This window comes from Salinibacillus kushneri (assembly GCF_900111405.1).
GTDB classification, from domain to species: Bacteria; Bacillota; Bacilli; order Bacillales; family Alkalibacillaceae; genus Salinibacillus; species Salinibacillus kushneri.
Genome location: NZ_FOHJ01000003.1, coordinates 74,455 through 92,245, shown reverse-complemented (window position 1 = coordinate 92,245; position 17,791 = coordinate 74,455). Strand labels below are relative to the sequence as shown.

Sequence of the window (17,791 nt, the reverse complement as noted above, 5' to 3'; positions counted from 1 at the left end):
CAAAAAGGGGGTATATAAATAAAAAACCACGTTCCAACCTCTCAAAATAACTCTAAACTCCTCGTTGGACCAACAACGTTCGACAGGAGGTTATTAGGAGACACAGTTTTGGCAGTAAAGTAAAGTTCTTTACTGTGGCATCTTTAACTAACAAATTAATTGAGGCGAACCAGAATAGACAAATTAGACTTACTTATATTGGATGAAGTAGGTTATATTCAGTTAGCCAAAGTAATAAATCCACTATTTATAACCCCTTTTTTGTGAGCAATCCTGCAACGTTTAGTGAAAAAAGCGACTGCTCCTATTCAGCAATCGCACCTGTTTGTTTAAGATTCATTCTTATGTTCTTTATCCTGGAATGCCATTTCGCATAAAGTAAGTAACATTGCAACTATAATCGCCATTTTCCAGGAAAAAATAATACTCCCCATAAACATATCAACGATAAAAAGGCATAACCAATTTGTTAGACCTTGAATACTAAATTGAATAAACAAAGCCTCAAATTTTCCTGCAAATGTTTCTGTTAGTAGTTCAGAAATTGGCTTAGCAAACAATTCAAAAATGGAAGCCAGAATAAAAAAACCGACAACAAAAAGAATTAATGACCAAAAAGATGTGTATTGAACACCAAGTAATTTAAAAATACCCGCCATCCCAAACAGATAAATCCCTATAATAAAACCTAATACCAAGACTATGAAAAGTGTTAATCCTACAACTGTTCCTATTTTTTGTTTCATATTCATATCACGACTGAATCATCATTATTTTCAAGCATAATTTGTAACTCTCCTTAATCCAAACAGAAACAATCACAATGACTGTTCCCTTGTTAAAGCCAGCCCTTACTCGAATAACGAATGAGTATTTATTACTCTAATTTTCTTTCAAGCAATTCTACACGTTGTTTTAAAGCATCTAACTCCTTTGCTAATTCTGCATCATTGTTCTTTTTTGACTTTAGTGTAGTTTTATAGATTTGGTTAAATCCCCAATACATCATTAAAAAACATATTCCCAGTATGAACAAAACAATTATGATACCAGATATAGTTTCTAAAATATCTCGTCAGCTCCTTTTATCTATTTCATTAAAGCTTCCCCTTTGTTTAATATCATTTTCGTACTTTAAAACAATAGATTGTTTATCATCTTACTTATCTTAGGTCTTAAATTTTTTCCGAAAATACACTATAAACGAAATGATGGCAATGGCATAAAAAAGGCTATCAATAATAATTCTATTTATTGCAGATAACTCAAAGAGCCTAAATATGCCAATAACCACCAAAGCAATTATCCCAACCCATTGATAAAATTTATAACTCATATAATAATCCCTTTCTGATTAAGTAAAACGTTTCTTTACTAATGCCACCCTTTACTAAGTATATTTATAAAGGAGTTCTATTTGTTACTATATTTCTTTTTTACTATAGACTCAAATACTCTTCTAATAATCCATAATAATGGAAGAATCACCACTACCTTTAAAAGGATATTAAAAGATTCAATTTCTATAGTGTTATCAATTTCTGTCATTGCAATAAAAACCATTATTGCATAAATTTCCTCATAAATTCACTCTCTTTTTTAAAGGATTATATTATTAAATTTGATCGATTGCCTATGAATGGAGGATGTTTCCCTTATTGAACAATCACTCCCGTTAGCGAAAGGACTGATCTTTAGCTTTGGCTCTTAATTGTTTTATGAGTTCAATAAACGTTAAAAAAGAAACAACCGCCATAAATGCGCCATTTAAATACCTGTGGTCTAAAAAGTTTAAAATTGATACGAAAATAGATAAAACAATCGAAATAATCCAAGCTAATTGTCCCATTCTTTGAACTCTTCCCCCGATTAAATAGTAATCTATATAGTTACCAACTTTTTCAACAAACCTTCATGTTCATTTAAGTGTAATTATTCACAATTGCTTTCCAATAAACTACTGTCATTATAACAAAACTCGCCTAGGATCAGACTAGTTCTCTGTCAATTTATGAATCCATTTTAATGATATATTTGGATTCTTATTTATCTACCTCTCATTAAATACAATTTTAATTCTTTTATTTTTCTACTATTTAGGATAAAGCTCTTTAAAATTAAAGAAAAAAGAGGACAATCTTTAAATTTACCAATAATGATTCATACCGATTAAGCACTCATTTTCTTAGTATTTATCCAATAGAATACAACGTAACTTAAAACTAAGATTAGTAAATATAAAAGTTCAGGATAGACAAACTCCACTTGGTCTAAACGGGCATCCCTTAAATCAAAAAGGTCAAATAGAAAATTGGTCAATAAGAAAAGGAATAACGTTGCCCAACTTTGAATTATCGTTTTTTGCTTAATACTTTGCTTTCGCTCATCGTCTTTTGGTCCAAAAAAGAATGCTTTACTACCTGTGAACCACCCAATAATCAACATCCAGAGAATTGGTATCACTATGTAAATTAAAACTAACTTCATTTCTTTCCCCATCCTTTTAATAGTCAAATACTTTTACATTTTTAGATGATGTTTAATGTATAAACATAGGCATTATAGGTTAAATTCGTTATGGAAATAAAAATCCCATAATCTTTTACGGAATTTTATCTAACCACCTTTTTAATAACACTTTCCACTCTCTATATTATCACTATTTATGATAAGGCTCACATGCCTTTTACCGAAAAGAATTCTAAAAATCATATTCATTTACTAATGATAAAGTTGATATCCCATATAAATAGCCATAACCCATATAATTAGTGCGGAAACTTGGTTCATATATTTTAAGAACTTACCATTATTATCAATTTGACCAATCTTTCTGCCAGAAATCGCTAAGAAAAAGAACCAGATCCAAGAAATCATCATACAAGCCACGGTAAACACCCATTTATCATAGCCTGTATAAACCAATGAACTAGTCCCAATAACTCCGATAGTATCCATAATAGCATGAGGATTAAATAATGAGACAGAAGCAGCAAATGTAACCTGACGACGTGCAGAAAAACGATTTTGCACTTGATTAGCGTTATTTTCGGGTGTGTTTTTCCACATAATCCAACCCATATAGGCTAAGAAAAAGAATCCAACTAAAAATAATAAAACTTTTACCCATTTAAAACTTAAAACAATCATGGATACCCCTGCCACAGCCAAATAAATCAGTATGGTATCACAAACCCCCGCAGTAATAACCGCAGGTAAAGAATTGGTGAATTTTTTTTGTGTTGCTCCTTGATTAAATATAAATACATTTTGAACCCCTAAAGGTAATATTAATCCAAATGCCAATATCACTCCATGAAATAAGGCTTCCACTATGATTCCCTCCCTCTTCTCATCTAAAATAGCGAAAGATGACCAATATGTCTCCAACCAATTGGATGGAAATCTACCCAACCATTTTGTTATAATTAAAAAAAATGATTGGAGATAGCCTATGTCTGAATTAGAGTGGAAGCCACAAAAAAATTCTTCCGTTCCTTTACATCAGCAAATATCTGATTTTATGAAAAAGAAAATACTGAATGGCGAATGGACAATAGGTACTAAAATACCACCACAAAGAAATTTAGCAAATCTATTTCAAGTAAATCGCAGTACAATTGTAATTGCACTTGAAGAACTGGCTGCCGACGGACTAATTGAATCTAAGGTTGGGAGCGGTACTAGGGTGACTAACAATACATGGAGTCTACTTGCTTCAAACCCTCCTCCAGATTGGTTTAGTTATGTTAAATCCGGTATTCATAAACCAAATATAACAATCATCCAAGAAATTAATAAAGCAGAAGCAGACCCTAATATGGTTAGGCTGGGAACAGGAGAACTTTCTCCAAAATTGTTACCCAACAAAATAATGGGACAAACACTACAAATAGATGGTGAACAGTCTTTATCGCTTGGATACATGGAGCCTAAAGGAAGTCTATCTTTGCGTAAAACGGTTAGTGCATATTTAAGAACAAAAGGAATCGAAGCATCACCTGAATCGATCTTAATTGTTTCAGGAGGACTTCAAGCACTGCAATTGATATCGCTTGGATTACTAAATAGAGGGTCAACTATTCTTCATGAAACCCCTTCCTATTTGAACTCTGTACACGTATTCCAATCGTCTGGAATGAATTTATTAGGTATATCAATGGATAAAGAAGGCATTAAATGTGATTCAATTGGCCGTATGAAGCGACAACATCATGCGGCTTTACTCTATACTATACCCACTTTTCACAATCCAACAGGGACATTGATGTCTGAACAGAGGCGAATGGAATTAATAGATGTCTGCCAGAAGGCATCTATTCCTATTATTGAAGATGATGTTTATGGAGACTTATGGATTGAAAACCCACCCCCAAAACCTCTAAAAGCAAATGATACTCAAGGGAATGTCTTATATATAGGGAGCGTATCGAAAACACTAAGTCCCGGACTACGAATAGGTTGGATTGTCGGCCCTGAACCTGTCATAAATCGTTTAGCAGATATAAAAATGCAAACAGATTATGGTTCAAGTTCCTTATCACAATATGCTGTAGAGAAGTGGCTTAGTAGTGGTATGTATGAGGAATTCTTAACGGAAATAAGAACGGAGTTAAAGTATAGAAGGGATTTTACCATTAAAATCTTAAACGAATATTTTTCGAAAATTGCTACTTGGAGTATTCCAAAAGGTGGCTTTTATATATGGCTTAGGCTGGAGTCAGATATTTCAACTAAAAAATTATTTGATCTAGCACTCAGAGAACATATCTTATTAAATCCGGGAATGGTATATGAAAAAAATGATTTTAACCATCTTCGGTTATCGTATTCTTTTGCCTCATTAGAGCAGTTAGAAGAAGGGTTAATTAGATTATCACAACTAATAAAAACTCTTTCGTAAAAAAATTGAGGATACCGTACAAAGATACGGTACCCTTGTTTTTATTATATTTTTTCTAACATTTCCTTTTCTAAGGTTACTTCCTTACCACTATTTGTGATACGGTTCATTCCTCAATATCCTAAAAGCCCGATAAACCTGCTCCAGCAAAATCAACCGCATCAACTGATGAGGAAAAGTCATTTTAGAAAAGGACAGTGCCAGATCACTCCGCTTCATCACGTCCTCACTCAATCCCAATGATCCGCCAATCACAAAAGCAATTTTGCTCTTCCCGTAGGTGGTGAGCTCATCAATTTTTTGGGATAACTGTTCAGATGTGAGCTGCTTCCCTTTAATTTCTAAAGTAATCACATATGTATCTGTGGATATCTTGTTCAAAATCCGCTGCCCTTCTTTTCGTTTTACCTCATCTTCCTCTGCTGAACTTAGATTTTCCGGTGCTTTTTCGTCTGGTAGCTCCACAATTTCAATGTTCGTATAAGGACCGAGGCGCTTGGTATACTCCGCAATTCCTTGTTTTAAGTATTTTTCTTTTAACTTTCCTACAGTAATCACGTTGATTTTCATACTTCCTTTGAACTCCTTCTCTCACATTTACTACTATCATCATATTAACATAACTTATCCACCAACTTGTCCACATTGCCTGTGCAAAACCCGACTATACACAAGATTTTCACAGAAAACACAAGTTATGCACAAAGTTATCCACATATGCACATATGTTTGCCCGCTATTTTGTGTACGAATATATGTTTCCTACAATATATACTTAGTTTTCAACAGCTTATTCACAGTTTGTTGATAATTTTAGTTATTATTGTGCATAACTATCTTCTCCCTACAAAAGTACATCTTTACACCAAAAATCCCTTCAAATGCCTTTTTCTTTTTGATGTTTCATTTTTAGCCAGTAATCAATTGTCCCTGAACCCATTAAAACTCCTGCTACAATAAAAACCAGGCCTACTAAATGATGATAGGTTATCGTCTCCTTTAAAAAAATAGCTGCACCTAACACAGCAAAAAATGTATTAAAGTTAATAAATATAGCAGATTCAGCAGGGCCAACCTTTTTTATCGCAAAGTTATAAATCATATGGCCAATAGCAGTACAGAATACAGCGCTGAATAAGAAAACAAATCCGATTTTCCAATGAATTAGATTTGTTAGTTCTCCCATATGTGATCCATTGAAGAGACTGATAATAAAAACAAAAAATGAACCAATGATTAGCATATATCCTGTTAGAAGTCTTGGATCAAAACTAGGATTTAGTTTACTAATCAATATAAATGAATAAGCTTGTGTGAGCATCCCTAAAAACACTAACAGGTCACCAATAGAAATAGATGAAAATCCCTCTGCTCCTGTTAATATCGTGATAATCACTCCAATAAATCCACTTATAAACCCCGCAATACGATAAACCGTTACTTGTTTTCTTAAAAGTAATGCCGAAAAAAGCACGGTTACCAGAGGACCCATACCCAAAATTAAGCCAGCATTAACTCCAGATGTAATAGTTAATCCTAAAGCAACTGTACTGTGATGAACAATGACATTAAAAATTGCGATAAAAAAGATAAGCTTCCATTCTTTCTTATTTGGAAATCGAAAAATGTTTATAAAGTAAGCAATAACTAAAACTGATATCCCTGCAACAAAAATACGAATGGATGTTAATAAAATGGGGTCAATATTACTTACTAGTACTTTTACTGCAGAAATATTAAATCCCCATAAAAGCATCACCAACAATAATAATATATAAATATTTTTCATAATTTCACCAAATCTCCTAATGTACCACAATGACACATTGAAAAGCAGTATAATACCAAGAAATTGTTTTAGACTTTTTCTTATTACCGTTAGTAGTTTATTTACGCAAAAATGAAATATATCCACCTCAGATTATGGTGGATATATTTTTTCATTTTAGAAGCATTTATTGAAATAGTAGGTACAAGATTAAAATAAAACGGACAAACTACCTATTTATACATTTATGTTTCTATCTTTCTATTTCCTTTAATAGTTACCATCAACCATTGTCTTTCCTTGCTTTTTTCACAACATCGACATACTGTTTCGCTAATCTCTTAATCTTTTCATAATCTTCATTAGCAATTGCTTCTTTATCTAATAGTTGACCGCCTGCTCCTACGGAAACCGCACCTGCTTCAATATAATCTTTAGCATTATCTAAGTTGATTCCACCGGTTGGAATGATTGGTATAGACGGCAATGGTCCGTTTATATGCTTAATGAATTCAGGACCATTCACCGATGCCGGGAATACTTTAACAATATCAGCACCATATTCAACCGCTTTAACCATTTCTGATGGTGTCATTACCCCCGGAATACTAATTTTTCCATGTAAAAGCGTTTGGGAAATCACTGACTCTTTTAAAATTGGACTAACAACAAATTCAGCTCCACTCTGAATGGCCAATTCAGCAGACATATCATCTAATACAGTACCTGCCCCAACAATAACACGGTCACCAAATCGGGCATTTAATTGTTGAATAATGTGAAAGGCATCTTCTGTATCCAGGGTTAACTCTAAGGCATTAACACCACCAGCAATAAGGCTCTCAGCTACTTGCAGGATTTTATCATTTGGAACTTTTCTAATAACTGCAATGACCCCATTTTCAGTCAGAACGTGTAAAGCTTCATGTTTTGCTGTTGACAATGTCATTTCCTCCTATTTTAGCGTAAAATATTTTCTCCGTTCGAGGTTAGTTGACTCCAGTATGGATAACCTTCCACATCTCCAGATACGGATAAAGCATGAGCTCCAATTTGATTTGCTAATTCAACTGACTGAATGTCATCATAGCCACGTAAGCATCCTGATAAAAATCCAGCAGCAAATCCATCGCCAGCACCTGCAGTGTCAACTACATGATTAACTTTCATTCCAGGTACATACTGCTGATAGCCTTCTTTGGCTAAAAGTGCACCTTTATCCCCCAGTTTGATAACAACTGTGTGTGCCTTCCCTTGAAGAAGATTGTTGGCTATATCCTCTGGGGTGTCTTTACCTGTTAATAGTTGGCCTTCATCAATTCCTGATAGGACAATATCAGATTGTTTGGCAATGTCTTGTAATACGTGACCGGCCTCTTGTTTGGACCAGAGCTTTAGCCTAATATTGGGATCAAACACAACAGTTTGACGATTCTTTTTCGCAACATGAAGTACATGGTAAATAGTATTTCTACAAGTTAAACTTAATGCAGGGGTGATCCCTGTAAGATGAATATATTTAGCCTTTGCTACATAATCTTCATCAATATCATCCGGTGATAAATTGCTGGCAGCCGATTTTCTTCGATAGTAATAAATATTTGGATCTCCTCCGGGGTTCATCCCTTTAAAAAACACTGCTGTTTGACTGGATTTATCAAAGATAACACGTGATGTATCCACACCTTCCCCACGTATTATATTTCTCACATATAAACCGAACTCATCATCACCTAATCGACTAATCCAGCCTGTTTGATGGCCAAGCCTGGACAGAGCAATTGCCATATTCGATTCTGCCCCACCCAACTTTTTTTCAAATGTATTGGCAAATCTTAATGGACCAGGAGATTGAGGTGTGAAAAGGACCATGCTCTCACCTATTGTAATCACATCCATATTTTATCCTCCTTTATCCTATACACCTGAATAAGCCATAAATCCGCCATCAACAGGAACAGTAATACCTGTTACAAAGCCAGACATATGATTATCCACAAGCCAAATTAACGTTCCCAATAAATCTTTTGGATCACCAAAACGTTTCATAGGGGTATGTGAAATAATTTTTTTTGACCTTTCTGATAAGGATCCGTCTGGGTTTGTTAATAAATTTCGGTTCTGCTCCGTTAAAAAGAACCCAGGAGCGATTGCATTCACTCGGATTCCTACATCTGCTAAGTGTACTGACAACCATTGCGTTAGATTTTCAATACCGGCTTTACCGGAACTATAGGCAGGAACTTTAGTCATTGGTGATGGTGCACTCATAGATGACATGTTTATAATAGTGGCTCCCTCTTGATCAATCATTTTTTTCGTAAAAATCTGTGTTGGAATGATGGTTCCTAGTAAGTTCAAATTAAGCACATGCTGAAATCCTTCAAAGGTTAAGTCAAAAAACGTTTTTAACTCTTTATTGTTAAGATCATCCGGTTTTAAGGTTTCATTTGTAGTTGTTCCATCTGGATGATTTCCGCCTGCTCCATTAATTAATATGTCACACGTGCCAAATGCTTCTGACACTTTCCTTTCTGCCTCCTTGACATCTTCAACCTTTAAGACATCACAAGCAATAGCCAGCCCCTCTCCACCTTGACTTTTTATCTCGGCTTCCACTTTCTTTCCTTTTTCGAGCGTTCGATTTAGTATGGCAACCTTTACCCCTTGTCTTGCAAGTTCTTTTGCCATTGCACTACAGAGGACACCGCTTCCACCCGTAATCACGGCGACTTTTCCCTTTAAATTCGGATTAACTGGTAGCATACAACTTCTCCTTTCCGCTTTGAACTAACGAATCCCATATACCCCACAGGTACATAATTCCAAGCGCACGGTCATATAAACCATAGCCTGGCCGACAGTCTTCATCCCAAATGTGTCTACCGTGGTCGGGTCTTATATATCCTTTAAAATTCGTTTCATATAAAGCTCGAACCATGCCATGTATATCTAAGGACCCATCAGACATTCGGTGTGAGGTTTCAATAAAATTACCATTTTCATAGCGTTTTAGATTGCGTATATGAGCAAAATGTATCCTGTCAGCAAATGTTTGCAATATATCTACTAAATTGTTATTTGGATTTACACCGAGAGAGCCACTACAAAACGTTATCCCGTTATAAGGACTATCCACCAGGTTTATTAAGCGCTCTAAGCTCGTTTTATTTGTGATAATACGTGGAAGACCAAAGACTGAAAATGGCGGGTCATCAGGATGAATAGCCATCTTAATATCTAATTTTTCACAAACAGGAATAATTTTTTCTAAAAAGTATTTCAGATTTTCCCATAAAGATTCTTCAGTTACATTCTCATATTGTTCAAATAGTTTTGTTAGATATTGTAGTCGTTCAGGTTCCCAGCCAGGCATTGTATAAGCAGAATTATGGGATATCATTTTTACAAGTTCCATTGGATCTGTATCTGCTATTTTTGCTTTTTCAAAAAATAAAGATGTAGATTCATCCTCATGTTCTTTAAATAAGTTTGTTCTTACCCAATCAAAAACAGGCATAAAGTTATAACAAATCACTTTTACGCCTACTTTTGCCAGTCGCTCCATTGTCTTGATGTATTTATCTATATATTCATCCCTTGTAGGCAAACCTAATTTAATATCTTCGTGTACGTTTAGACTCTCAACCACATCAATGTTCAATCCATATTGCTCAGCCTGATTCCTTACTTCTACTATTCGCTCCAAGGGCCACTCCTCTCCAGTAGGGATATCATGAAGCGCCCAAACAATCCCATTAACCCCTGGAATCTGTTTAATATATTTTAAAGGAACCTGATCATTGCCCTCTCCAAACCAGCGAAAAACCATTTCCATCTTGTATGCACATCCTTTGCTTCAAAACTTGAGATTTAAATAACGACATATATTGTTAAAGGCAATGTCCTGAAGGATTTTACCATTCCAGTCCATATCATTTGGAATCTCTCCATTTTCAACCCAATGACCAAGGATATTACATAAAATCCGTCGAAAGTATTCATGTCTTGTATAAGATAGTAGACTGCGAGAATCTGTTAACATACCAACAAATTTTGTTAACATCCCCACATTTGCTAAAGTCTTTATTTGGTTTTCCATTCCATCCTTGTGATCATTGAACCACCATGCTGTTCCAAATTGAATCTTTCCTGAAATATTCCCTTGAAAATTTCCAGCCATGGAAGCAACCATATAATTATCCCGTGGATTTAAGTTATAAATAATTGTCTTAGGTAATTCATCGGTTTTCTCCAGTTCATCTAGAAAGCTGACTAAATCATCAGCATAAGTAAAATCCGCCATTGATTCAAAACCAGTATTAGGTCCTATTTTTTCAATCATCTTCGTATTGGTATTTCGTAATCCGCCGATATGAAGCTGCATGGCCCATCCTTTATCAGCATAAAGTTTACCTAAAAATGTTAAAATACCCGTTCTAAATTGGATAGCTTCTTTATCATTGATTGATTGTCTCTTCATAGCTTTTTTAAAAATTTGACGTGCTTCTTCTATAGTGACTTGTTCAAAAAAAGGAGAATCTAAACCATGATCTGATAAGCGACACCCAACTTCATGAAAATAGTCAACTCTTGAGGCTATAGCATCCAAAAATGAATCGTAATCATCAATACTTAGACCAGAAACATCTTCTAGACGATGAACCCAATCAGAAAATTCCTCCAGGTGTATATTTAACGCCTTGTCTGGCCTAAATGTTGGTAATACCTTCACATCAAAAGAGTCATCTTCTTTAATTTCTTTATGGTAGTGTAAGTCATCTAAAGGATCATCTGTTGTACAAAGACCTCTGACATTGAATTGTTTTATAATACTTCTCGTACTAAAGGAATCCTTTTGAATTTCATAGTTGCATTTTTCCCAAATGTCCTCAGCATTTTCATGATTTAGGATGTCTGTAATCCCAAAGCATCTACGTAACTCTAAATAGGTCCAATGAAAGAGAGGATTTCCAATTAAATGGGGGACGGTTTCTGCCCATTTGATAAACTTTTCCTTATCACTTTTATTACCCGTTATAAAGTCCTCAGATATACCTTTGGCCCTAAGCATGCGCCATTTATAATGATCCCCACCTAACCACATCTCCGTAATATTGGAAAACCGTTTATCCTCTGCAATTTCTTTAGCTGTTAGGTGGCAGTGATAGTCGAAAATGGGCATGTGTTTAATGTAGTCATGATAAAGTGTTTTTGCCGTTTCTGTTTCCAATAAAAAGTTATCATCCATAAATGTTTTCACAATAAGCCTCCTATTCTAGATGTTTAAATCTATTAAACCTAATGCTCAACTTATTCATTAGTCTGTTAATAGCCCACCATTTATTTCTAAAATTTCTCCTACCATATAGCTAGCAAAATCAGAGGCAAGGTAAAGTGCTGCTCCAGCTACTTCCTCAGGTTGTCCTTCACGTTTTATAGGGACTTGGCTAGCCATATTTTCACGCATTTCTTTCGTACTATATTTGTCATGAAATGGTGTCGAAATAATTCCAGGTGCAATACCATTCACATAGATGTTTTGAGCAACTAATTCCTTAGCTAGACCACGCGTAAAAGTGGAAACGGCTCCCTTGGCAGTTGCATATGCAACTGCCCCTCCTCCTCCACCATTTCGAGCTGCAATAGACGTTAAATTAATGATTTTTCCGGAGTTTTGTGTTTTCATCAAAGGTAATACCATTTGTGTCACATGGAAAACAGAATTCAGATTAATATCAATAATTTTATACCAGGATTCGGGGTCCAACGATTCAATTTCACTTCGTTTAACCATCGTTCCAGCGTTATTGACTAAAATATCCAGACGGTTAAAATGGGCTTCAATATTAGAAACCATTTCCGAAACAGCTGAACGATCCGTCACATCTCCTGTTACAAGAATAGCTTCACTTCCTTTTTCCCTTACTTCCTGTAAAACTTCCTCTGCTTTTTTGATATTGGAATTTCCATGTATAACTAAAGAGGCTCCATAGTCTGCAAAAGCTAAAGCAATGGAACGTCCTATACCTGTACTACTTCCTGTAACCCAAACCACTTGATTTCTAAAGTCATACATATTTTGCCTCCTCTTATACCTTAATTAGAATCATTTAAAACAGGCTAGGTAAAAATAGTGAAATTGAAGGAACAAAGATTAACAATGCAATTAGCAAAATAATGCCAGCATAGAACGGCAGGGATTCTTTTACATAATCTTCAATTGGAACATCTGTTAAATAACAGACTGTATACATTGTTACGCCAACGGGAGGAGTCATTCCACCAAATGTAACAATCGTCATCATTAAAATACCAAAATGTACAGGATCAACTCCGATTTGTTGGATAATAGGTAAAAAGATTGGGGTCAGTAATAAAACCAGGACCGTTGATTCGATAAACATCCCTGCTAATAAAAGAAAGATTAAAATGAGTATCAAAAGTAAAGTGGAATTACTTGTAACTCCTAATAAAAAATCTGCTGCATTTTGTGGTAATCTTTCATATGTTATGAGATAGCCTAAAATTGACGATGTAGAGATAATTAATAAGATTGTTGCATTATCAACAACAGATTGACGAACAGATTCGATCAATGTTTTCCAATTCATTTCTTTATAAATAAAAAGGCCAATAAACATTGCATACACAACGGCGAATGCACCTGCTTCAGACGCTGTAAAAATCCCAAAGCGAATCCCCACGACTAAAATAACAGGGAATAACAATGCCCAAATACTTTCTTTAAATGAAATAATCAATTCTTTGAATGTAGACTTTTTTGTTAATATATCCCGGTCATAATCTCTTTTTTTGGCTACTATATAAGTAACAACCATTAAAAATATCATCATGAGAACTCCAGGAATAATTCCAGCCAAAAATAAATCACCAATTGATACTTCACCTACGTAACCATAAAGAATTAAGCCAATACTTGGTGGAATGGTCGCTGTAATTAGAGAACTGACAGCAATAACACCAGCTGAAAACCCACCAGCATATCCACGTTTAATCATTTGATGTCCGATAACTCTACTCTGCATAGCAGCATCGGCATTTGCTGAACCTGAAATACCACCCATAATAGTACTAAGCACAATAGAAACATGTGCAAGACTCCCAACTATATGCCCAATAAGCGCATTAGCGAATCTAATTAAGCGCTTGGTTATCCCAGAAGAGTTCATTAAGTTTCCCGCTAAAATAAAAAAGGGGACAGCTAACAAAGGAAAGGATTGTGTACCTGTGACCATGCGCTGAGAGGCAATAGACAAAGGTAATCCTGGTTCTAACATAAACAATGATAAACTCGCTATCCCAATAGCAAACGCGACTGGCATGTTTAAAAACAGAAGCACAAAAAAGATGATGGCTACCATTAACATGTGTTTCACCTCTTTTTCCACATATAAAAGTGATCATTTAACTTAATGTTTTGGAGATCCCAAAGTTGATATTTTCTCCCATATTTTCCCTATCGTTGTGATAGACATTATAAAACATCCAATTGGAACAGAGGCAGAAATATAAGCATAACTAATGCTTAGACTACTTAGTTGCCTTACGTAGTTTTCAATACTTAGAAGAATACCAAATCGACTCACAAATAATAGAAAAGCTAAAATAAGCAGATAAATCAATATATCTAAGACATTACGAATTTTACTTGGTAGTTTCTTCACAAAAAAATCTACACCTATATGCCTGTTTTCTCTTAATGAGCGATTAGCACCTAAAAATATAAGCCAAACAAACAAAAGTTGTGCAATTTCAACTGACCATGCGATGGGACTTCCCGCCCACCTCATTACTGCCGCGATAAACACAAAAAACACAACAGAAAGCATTAAAAAATTAGTTATAAAGTTTTCGGCTTTTATATAACTTTGAACAAAAGCATTCAATGTCATCACTCTCTTATTCTCTATTTTCCTAGAATGTTATTAATCTCGTTACGTAATTCCTGATAACCATCAAATTCACTGTATACTGAATCAGTTAATGCTTTAAATTCTTCTACATCAACCTCATTAACCGTAACACCTTCATCAATCATCTTTTGTTCATATTCTTCTAACGATTTTTCCGTTTTTCTTGATGCTTGTTCACCGTGTTTTTGTGCTTCTTCATAAATGATATCTTGATATTCTTGTGGTAAATTTTCCATCCAATCCGCACCAGCTACAATACCTGTAATTAATTGAAAATGCCTGGTCTTAGTAATATAATCAACAACTTCATGTAAATTTGCTCCATATGTTGCTGGATGCTGTGCTTCAGCTGCATCAATAACTCCTTGTTGTAAACCTGGATAAACCTCTGTCCATGCTATACCTGAAGGACTCATACCCAATGCTTTCATTGTTTTCTGAGCAATTGGTGCACCAATTGTACGGATTTTTAAACCTTCAAGATCTTCCGGAGTTTTTATTTCTTTATTTGTCAACATGTGTCTTTCCCCTTGATACCAGTTGAAGGATAAAATTTGTAAGTTATGCTCATTAGCTAATTTGTCTGACCATTCTTTAAATAAATCGGATTGGGCTACTTTATTCGCTTCATCAAAGTTATCAACTATATATGGAGCAGATAAAACACCTATTTCAGGTACCATGTCCGCCAAACGCCCTGAGTCAACAAGTACAGCAACGTTCGCCCCTGTTTTAGCTTGCTCCACAATATCATTATCTTCCCCTAAGGAACCGCTTCCAAAGATTTCAATTGTTACCTTGCCATTTGTTCTTTCTTTAACAGCCTCACTAAATTCTACTAATCCATCATAAATTGGGTCTCCTTCTGTCAATGCTGTCCCAAGCTTTAACGTGTAAGATTCCCCTTCACTTCCACTACCGTTGTTACCGCTTGTTTTACTCTCCCCACTACCGCAAGCGCTTACAAATAAAAGAATTAAAACAGAAATCATGGATATGCCTATTTTTAATTTCATTAAACAAACCCCCTAAGTTTAATTTCATTATAATAAAACCCATTTGTTCATTATCTAAAATAATCTGGAAACTCTTTCTTCAATCCTTCTTGTTCAAATGTTAATTTTTTCGTATGTTCTTCCATCACATGATCGGCCTTAATGTCATTTTGTGTTTTTATTGCATTAATCATTTCTTCATGTTGATCTAATATAAGCTCATAATTATAATTAGCCCTCAAACTGAGCATACGTATTCGATTTAAATGAGCATTCATTTGCTGAATAATAGACCAAATACGTTCTTTATCAGCACCTATAGAGATTGTTTGATGAAATTCCTCATCCAGTTCAAAGAATTTTGTATGATCTTTCTTTTCAACAGCATTTTTTTGTTGTTCAAAATTGTTTTCCAACTTTTCTAAACTGTTTGAATCAAATGATTTACATGCTTCTTTTATGATAGCTCTTTCTAAATGTTCTCTAATAAATCTTGCTTCCTCCACATAGTCCAAATCAATAAGCGCAACAAATGTGCCCTTTTGAGGATATATTTCCAGTAATTTCTCTTGGGCAAGTCGTAAAAAGGCCTCTCTTATCGGTGTACGACTTACCTCTAGCGTTGTTGACATTTCATTTTCCGAGATGCTTCGTCCTGGATGTAATTTGAGCATAATAATCTGTTCTCTTAACTCTTCATACACATAATCCCTTGAAGAATAAGTATACATTCGGCTTTTAATGCTTATTGTTTCTCCCTCCCTTTCAACCTTTTATATTATCTACAAATATCATACCATACAACCATACTAGTATGGTAGTAATTTTTAAAATTTTTTGTTTTTTTGTTTTATTTTAGATTACACATATTAATCCTTATTTTATAGTAAAAAAAGCAGGGATCCACTATCCCTGCTTTCCTCTAGAAATCCTGTGCCGACAAGTTCATAGTTATCGTTTGTTTTTCTCCATTACGGTAGAAGGTGATTTCCATTTCTTCTCCTGGCTCTTTCTCTTGATAAATATACTTTCGTAAATCCATCACATTGTTGATTTTTTCTCCATCTAAAGCCACTATCACATCATATTCTTTTAAGCCCGCTTGATCGGCTGGTGACATTGGCTCAACTGTATCCACTACAGCTCCACCATTCACATCGTTTGGTAATTTTAATTCTGATCCCCAGTAGTAGCTTGGGATTTCCGCTAATGAACGAATGCCTACCCCCATATATGGTCGGGTAATTTTTCCGTCATCCTCAAGATCTTCAATAATTGGTTTGGCTGAATCAATCGGAATCGCAAAACCAATCCCTTCAACCGCTGATTGGGCGATTTTCATGGAATTGATTCCAATGAGCTGGCCGTCCATATTGATAAGAGCACCACCGGAGTTCCCTGGGTTAATCGCTGCATCTGTCTGAATAACCTCGGCATTCCAGTCTGGAACACCATCACCATTGAAGTCCTGTGGAACAACTCTCTCTTTTCCACTAATAATCCCTTGAGTAACGGATCCAGAGAATTCAAGGCCTAAGGGGTTTCCAATCGCTAAGACAGGCTCCCCAACCTTCAAGTTTTCGGAATGACCTAATTTAATCGCATTATCTACCTTTGCAGCATCAATGCGAAGTACGGCAAGATCATTATATAAATCACTGCCTAATAATTCAGCCGTGATTCGTTCTCCATCTGCGAGAGAAACCTCAATTTCACTTGCTCCCTGGACAACATGATGATTAGTCACCACATAGGCATATTTATCTGTCATTTTATAAATAACACCTGAACCTGTGCCCGATTCCGAGCCCTGTTCTAACCAGAATTCTGAACCACTGATATTCACAACACCGACTACGGCGTTAGAAACATTTTGTACGATTTCGGTAACTCTTGTCTGAATATTTACATTAACCGATTCCGATAATCCTGAGTCCTGATTGCCCCCATCTTCGCCCTGGGTTAATTCCTGATTGTCTTCGGTAATATCATAAGGTAATAAATTCGCATTAATGAGTGTAGGTAAAGCCATTACTACTAGTATGACTCCAATGATAAAACCAACTACGGTTGGAAGGAGCCAATTTTTCTTCTTTTTTTTCGGCCTTTGATTTAAAGCATGATCATCATAATAACCCATTCTCATCACCTGGCCTTTCGAATTTCAATATCTCCACTATAAATACGA

Annotated in this window: 19 protein-coding genes; 1 reads left to right on the top strand and 18 read right to left on the bottom strand. The window is 35.2% G+C overall.

The features are described from left to right. Positions 1-329: 329 nt before the first annotated feature. The 5 genes from BMX63_RS05240 to BMX63_RS05230 form a co-directional block, all read right to left on the bottom strand. Entirely contained in the window at positions 330-746 is a 417-nt protein-coding gene (locus BMX63_RS05240; protein WP_177167190.1) for a YrvL family regulatory protein, read from the bottom strand. Between the two features lie 131 nt (positions 747-877). Beyond that, the gene (locus BMX63_RS18635) at positions 878-1,009 is read right to left on the bottom strand and encodes a hypothetical protein (protein WP_281242723.1); all 132 of its coding nucleotides are present in this window, start codon (positions 1,007-1,009) and stop codon (positions 878-880) included. A gap of 666 nt (positions 1,010-1,675) precedes the next feature. Beyond that, a complete protein-coding gene (locus BMX63_RS17930; RefSeq protein ID WP_177167189.1) occupies positions 1,676-1,849 on the bottom strand; it encodes a hypothetical protein in 174 nt (57 codons plus the stop codon). 320 nt (positions 1,850-2,169) lie between these two features. Further along, the gene (locus BMX63_RS05235) at positions 2,170-2,487 is read right to left on the bottom strand and encodes a hypothetical protein (RefSeq protein WP_093132690.1); all 318 of its coding nucleotides are present in this window, start codon (positions 2,485-2,487) and stop codon (positions 2,170-2,172) included. A gap of 234 nt (positions 2,488-2,721) precedes the next feature. Further along, positions 2,722-3,333 carry a LysE/ArgO family amino acid transporter gene (locus tag BMX63_RS05230; protein ID WP_093132688.1) on the bottom strand — a complete coding sequence of 204 codons (612 nt, stop codon included), beginning with the start codon at positions 3,331-3,333 and terminating at the stop codon, positions 2,722-2,724. A 121-nt stretch (positions 3,334-3,454) separates the two neighbouring features. Here BMX63_RS05230 and BMX63_RS05225 point away from each other — a divergent pair, with 121 nt between their 5' ends. Continuing rightward, positions 3,455-4,903 (top strand): aminotransferase-like domain-containing protein, encoded by a 1,449-nt coding sequence (locus BMX63_RS05225; protein ID WP_093132686.1) that lies wholly within the window; start codon positions 3,455-3,457, stop codon positions 4,901-4,903. Between the two features lie 90 nt (positions 4,904-4,993). On the opposite strand, the gene rlmH is transcribed toward BMX63_RS05225, so the two are convergent. The 13 genes from rlmH to BMX63_RS05160 form a co-directional block, all read right to left on the bottom strand. Further along, positions 4,994-5,473, bottom strand: coding sequence for a 23S rRNA (pseudouridine(1915)-N(3))-methyltransferase RlmH (gene rlmH, locus BMX63_RS05220; RefSeq protein ID WP_093132684.1), 480 nt, complete (start codon positions 5,471-5,473; stop codon positions 4,994-4,996). A 307-nt stretch (positions 5,474-5,780) separates the two neighbouring features. Further along, positions 5,781-6,692 (bottom strand): DMT family transporter, encoded by a 912-nt coding sequence (locus BMX63_RS05215; RefSeq protein ID WP_093132682.1) that lies wholly within the window; start codon positions 6,690-6,692, stop codon positions 5,781-5,783. Between the two features lie 262 nt (positions 6,693-6,954). After that, positions 6,955-7,614 carry a bifunctional 4-hydroxy-2-oxoglutarate aldolase/2-dehydro-3-deoxy-phosphogluconate aldolase gene (locus BMX63_RS05210; protein ID WP_245732724.1) on the bottom strand — a complete coding sequence of 220 codons (660 nt, stop codon included), beginning with the start codon at positions 7,612-7,614 and terminating at the stop codon, positions 6,955-6,957. 17 nt (positions 7,615-7,631) lie between these two features. Continuing rightward, the gene (locus tag BMX63_RS05205; protein WP_093132678.1) at positions 7,632-8,570 is read right to left on the bottom strand and encodes a sugar kinase; all 939 of its coding nucleotides are present in this window, start codon (positions 8,568-8,570) and stop codon (positions 7,632-7,634) included. Positions 8,571-8,588: 18 nt separating this feature from the next. Then, positions 8,589-9,437 (bottom strand): SDR family oxidoreductase, encoded by an 849-nt coding sequence (locus BMX63_RS05200; protein ID WP_093132676.1) that lies wholly within the window; start codon positions 9,435-9,437, stop codon positions 8,589-8,591. Beyond that, positions 9,424-10,509 (bottom strand): mannonate dehydratase, encoded by a 1,086-nt coding sequence (gene uxuA / locus BMX63_RS05195; protein WP_093132674.1) that lies wholly within the window; start codon positions 10,507-10,509, stop codon positions 9,424-9,426. Before uxuA ends, BMX63_RS05200 begins: the two co-directional genes overlap by 14 nt. A gap of 21 nt (positions 10,510-10,530) precedes the next feature. Next, entirely contained in the window at positions 10,531-11,934 is a 1,404-nt protein-coding gene (gene uxaC / locus BMX63_RS05190; protein WP_093132672.1) for a glucuronate isomerase, read from the bottom strand. Between the two features lie 57 nt (positions 11,935-11,991). After that, a complete protein-coding gene (locus BMX63_RS05185) occupies positions 11,992-12,750 on the bottom strand; it encodes an SDR family NAD(P)-dependent oxidoreductase (protein WP_093132670.1) in 759 nt (252 codons plus the stop codon). Between the two features lie 34 nt (positions 12,751-12,784). Then, positions 12,785-14,062, bottom strand: a complete 1,278-nt coding sequence (locus BMX63_RS05180) for a TRAP transporter large permease (RefSeq protein WP_093132668.1) — start codon at positions 14,060-14,062, stop codon at positions 12,785-12,787. 42 nt (positions 14,063-14,104) lie between these two features. After that, positions 14,105-14,581, bottom strand: a complete 477-nt coding sequence (locus BMX63_RS05175; RefSeq protein ID WP_220083816.1) for a TRAP transporter small permease — start codon at positions 14,579-14,581, stop codon at positions 14,105-14,107. A 20-nt stretch (positions 14,582-14,601) separates the two neighbouring features. Beyond that, positions 14,602-15,624 carry a C4-dicarboxylate TRAP transporter substrate-binding protein gene (locus BMX63_RS05170; protein WP_093132664.1) on the bottom strand — a complete coding sequence of 341 codons (1,023 nt, stop codon included), beginning with the start codon at positions 15,622-15,624 and terminating at the stop codon, positions 14,602-14,604. A gap of 50 nt (positions 15,625-15,674) precedes the next feature. Next, on the bottom strand, positions 15,675-16,334 hold the full coding sequence (locus BMX63_RS05165) for a GntR family transcriptional regulator (protein ID WP_093132662.1): 660 nt from the start codon (positions 16,332-16,334) through the stop codon (positions 15,675-15,677). 191 nt (positions 16,335-16,525) lie between these two features. Next, positions 16,526-17,743 carry a S1C family serine protease gene (locus BMX63_RS05160; RefSeq protein WP_093132660.1) on the bottom strand — a complete coding sequence of 406 codons (1,218 nt, stop codon included), beginning with the start codon at positions 17,741-17,743 and terminating at the stop codon, positions 16,526-16,528. Positions 17,744-17,791 lie beyond the last annotated feature (48 nt).

Bases quoted from the DNA above. Each gene is read 5' to 3' on its own strand.
- BMX63_RS05240 (WP_177167190.1), bottom strand. From the start codon at position 746: ATGAAACAAAAAATAGGAACAGTTGTAGGATTAACACTTTTCATAGTC.
- BMX63_RS18635 (WP_281242723.1), bottom strand. From the start codon at position 1,009: ATGATGTATTGGGGATTTAACCAAATCTATAAAACTACACTAAAGTCA.
- BMX63_RS17930 (WP_177167189.1), bottom strand. From the start codon at position 1,849: ATGGGACAATTAGCTTGGATTATTTCGATTGTTTTATCTATTTTCGTA.
- BMX63_RS05235 (WP_093132690.1), bottom strand. From the start codon at position 2,487: ATGAAGTTAGTTTTAATTTACATAGTGATACCAATTCTCTGGATGTTG.
- BMX63_RS05225 (WP_093132686.1), top strand. From the start codon at position 3,455: ATGTCTGAATTAGAGTGGAAGCCACAAAAAAATTCTTCCGTTCCTTTA.
- rlmH (WP_093132684.1), bottom strand. From the start codon at position 5,473: ATGAAAATCAACGTGATTACTGTAGGAAAGTTAAAAGAAAAATACTTA.
- BMX63_RS05215 (WP_093132682.1), bottom strand. From the start codon at position 6,692: ATGAAAAATATTTATATATTATTATTGTTGGTGATGCTTTTATGGGGA.
- BMX63_RS05205 (WP_093132678.1), bottom strand. From the start codon at position 8,570: ATGGATGTGATTACAATAGGTGAGAGCATGGTCCTTTTCACACCTCAA.
- BMX63_RS05200 (WP_093132676.1), bottom strand. From the start codon at position 9,437: ATGCTACCAGTTAATCCGAATTTAAAGGGAAAAGTCGCCGTGATTACG.
- uxuA (WP_093132674.1), bottom strand. From the start codon at position 10,509: ATGGAAATGGTTTTTCGCTGGTTTGGAGAGGGCAATGATCAGGTTCCT.
- BMX63_RS05185 (WP_093132670.1), bottom strand. From the start codon at position 12,750: ATGTATGACTTTAGAAATCAAGTGGTTTGGGTTACAGGAAGTAGTACA.
- BMX63_RS05180 (WP_093132668.1), bottom strand. From the start codon at position 14,062: ATGTTAATGGTAGCCATCATCTTTTTTGTGCTTCTGTTTTTAAACATG.
- BMX63_RS05170 (WP_093132664.1), bottom strand. From the start codon at position 15,624: ATGAAATTAAAAATAGGCATATCCATGATTTCTGTTTTAATTCTTTTA.
- BMX63_RS05165 (WP_093132662.1), bottom strand. From the start codon at position 16,334: ATGTATACTTATTCTTCAAGGGATTATGTGTATGAAGAGTTAAGAGAA.
- BMX63_RS05160 (WP_093132660.1), bottom strand. From the start codon at position 17,743: ATGGGTTATTATGATGATCATGCTTTAAATCAAAGGCCGAAAAAAAAG.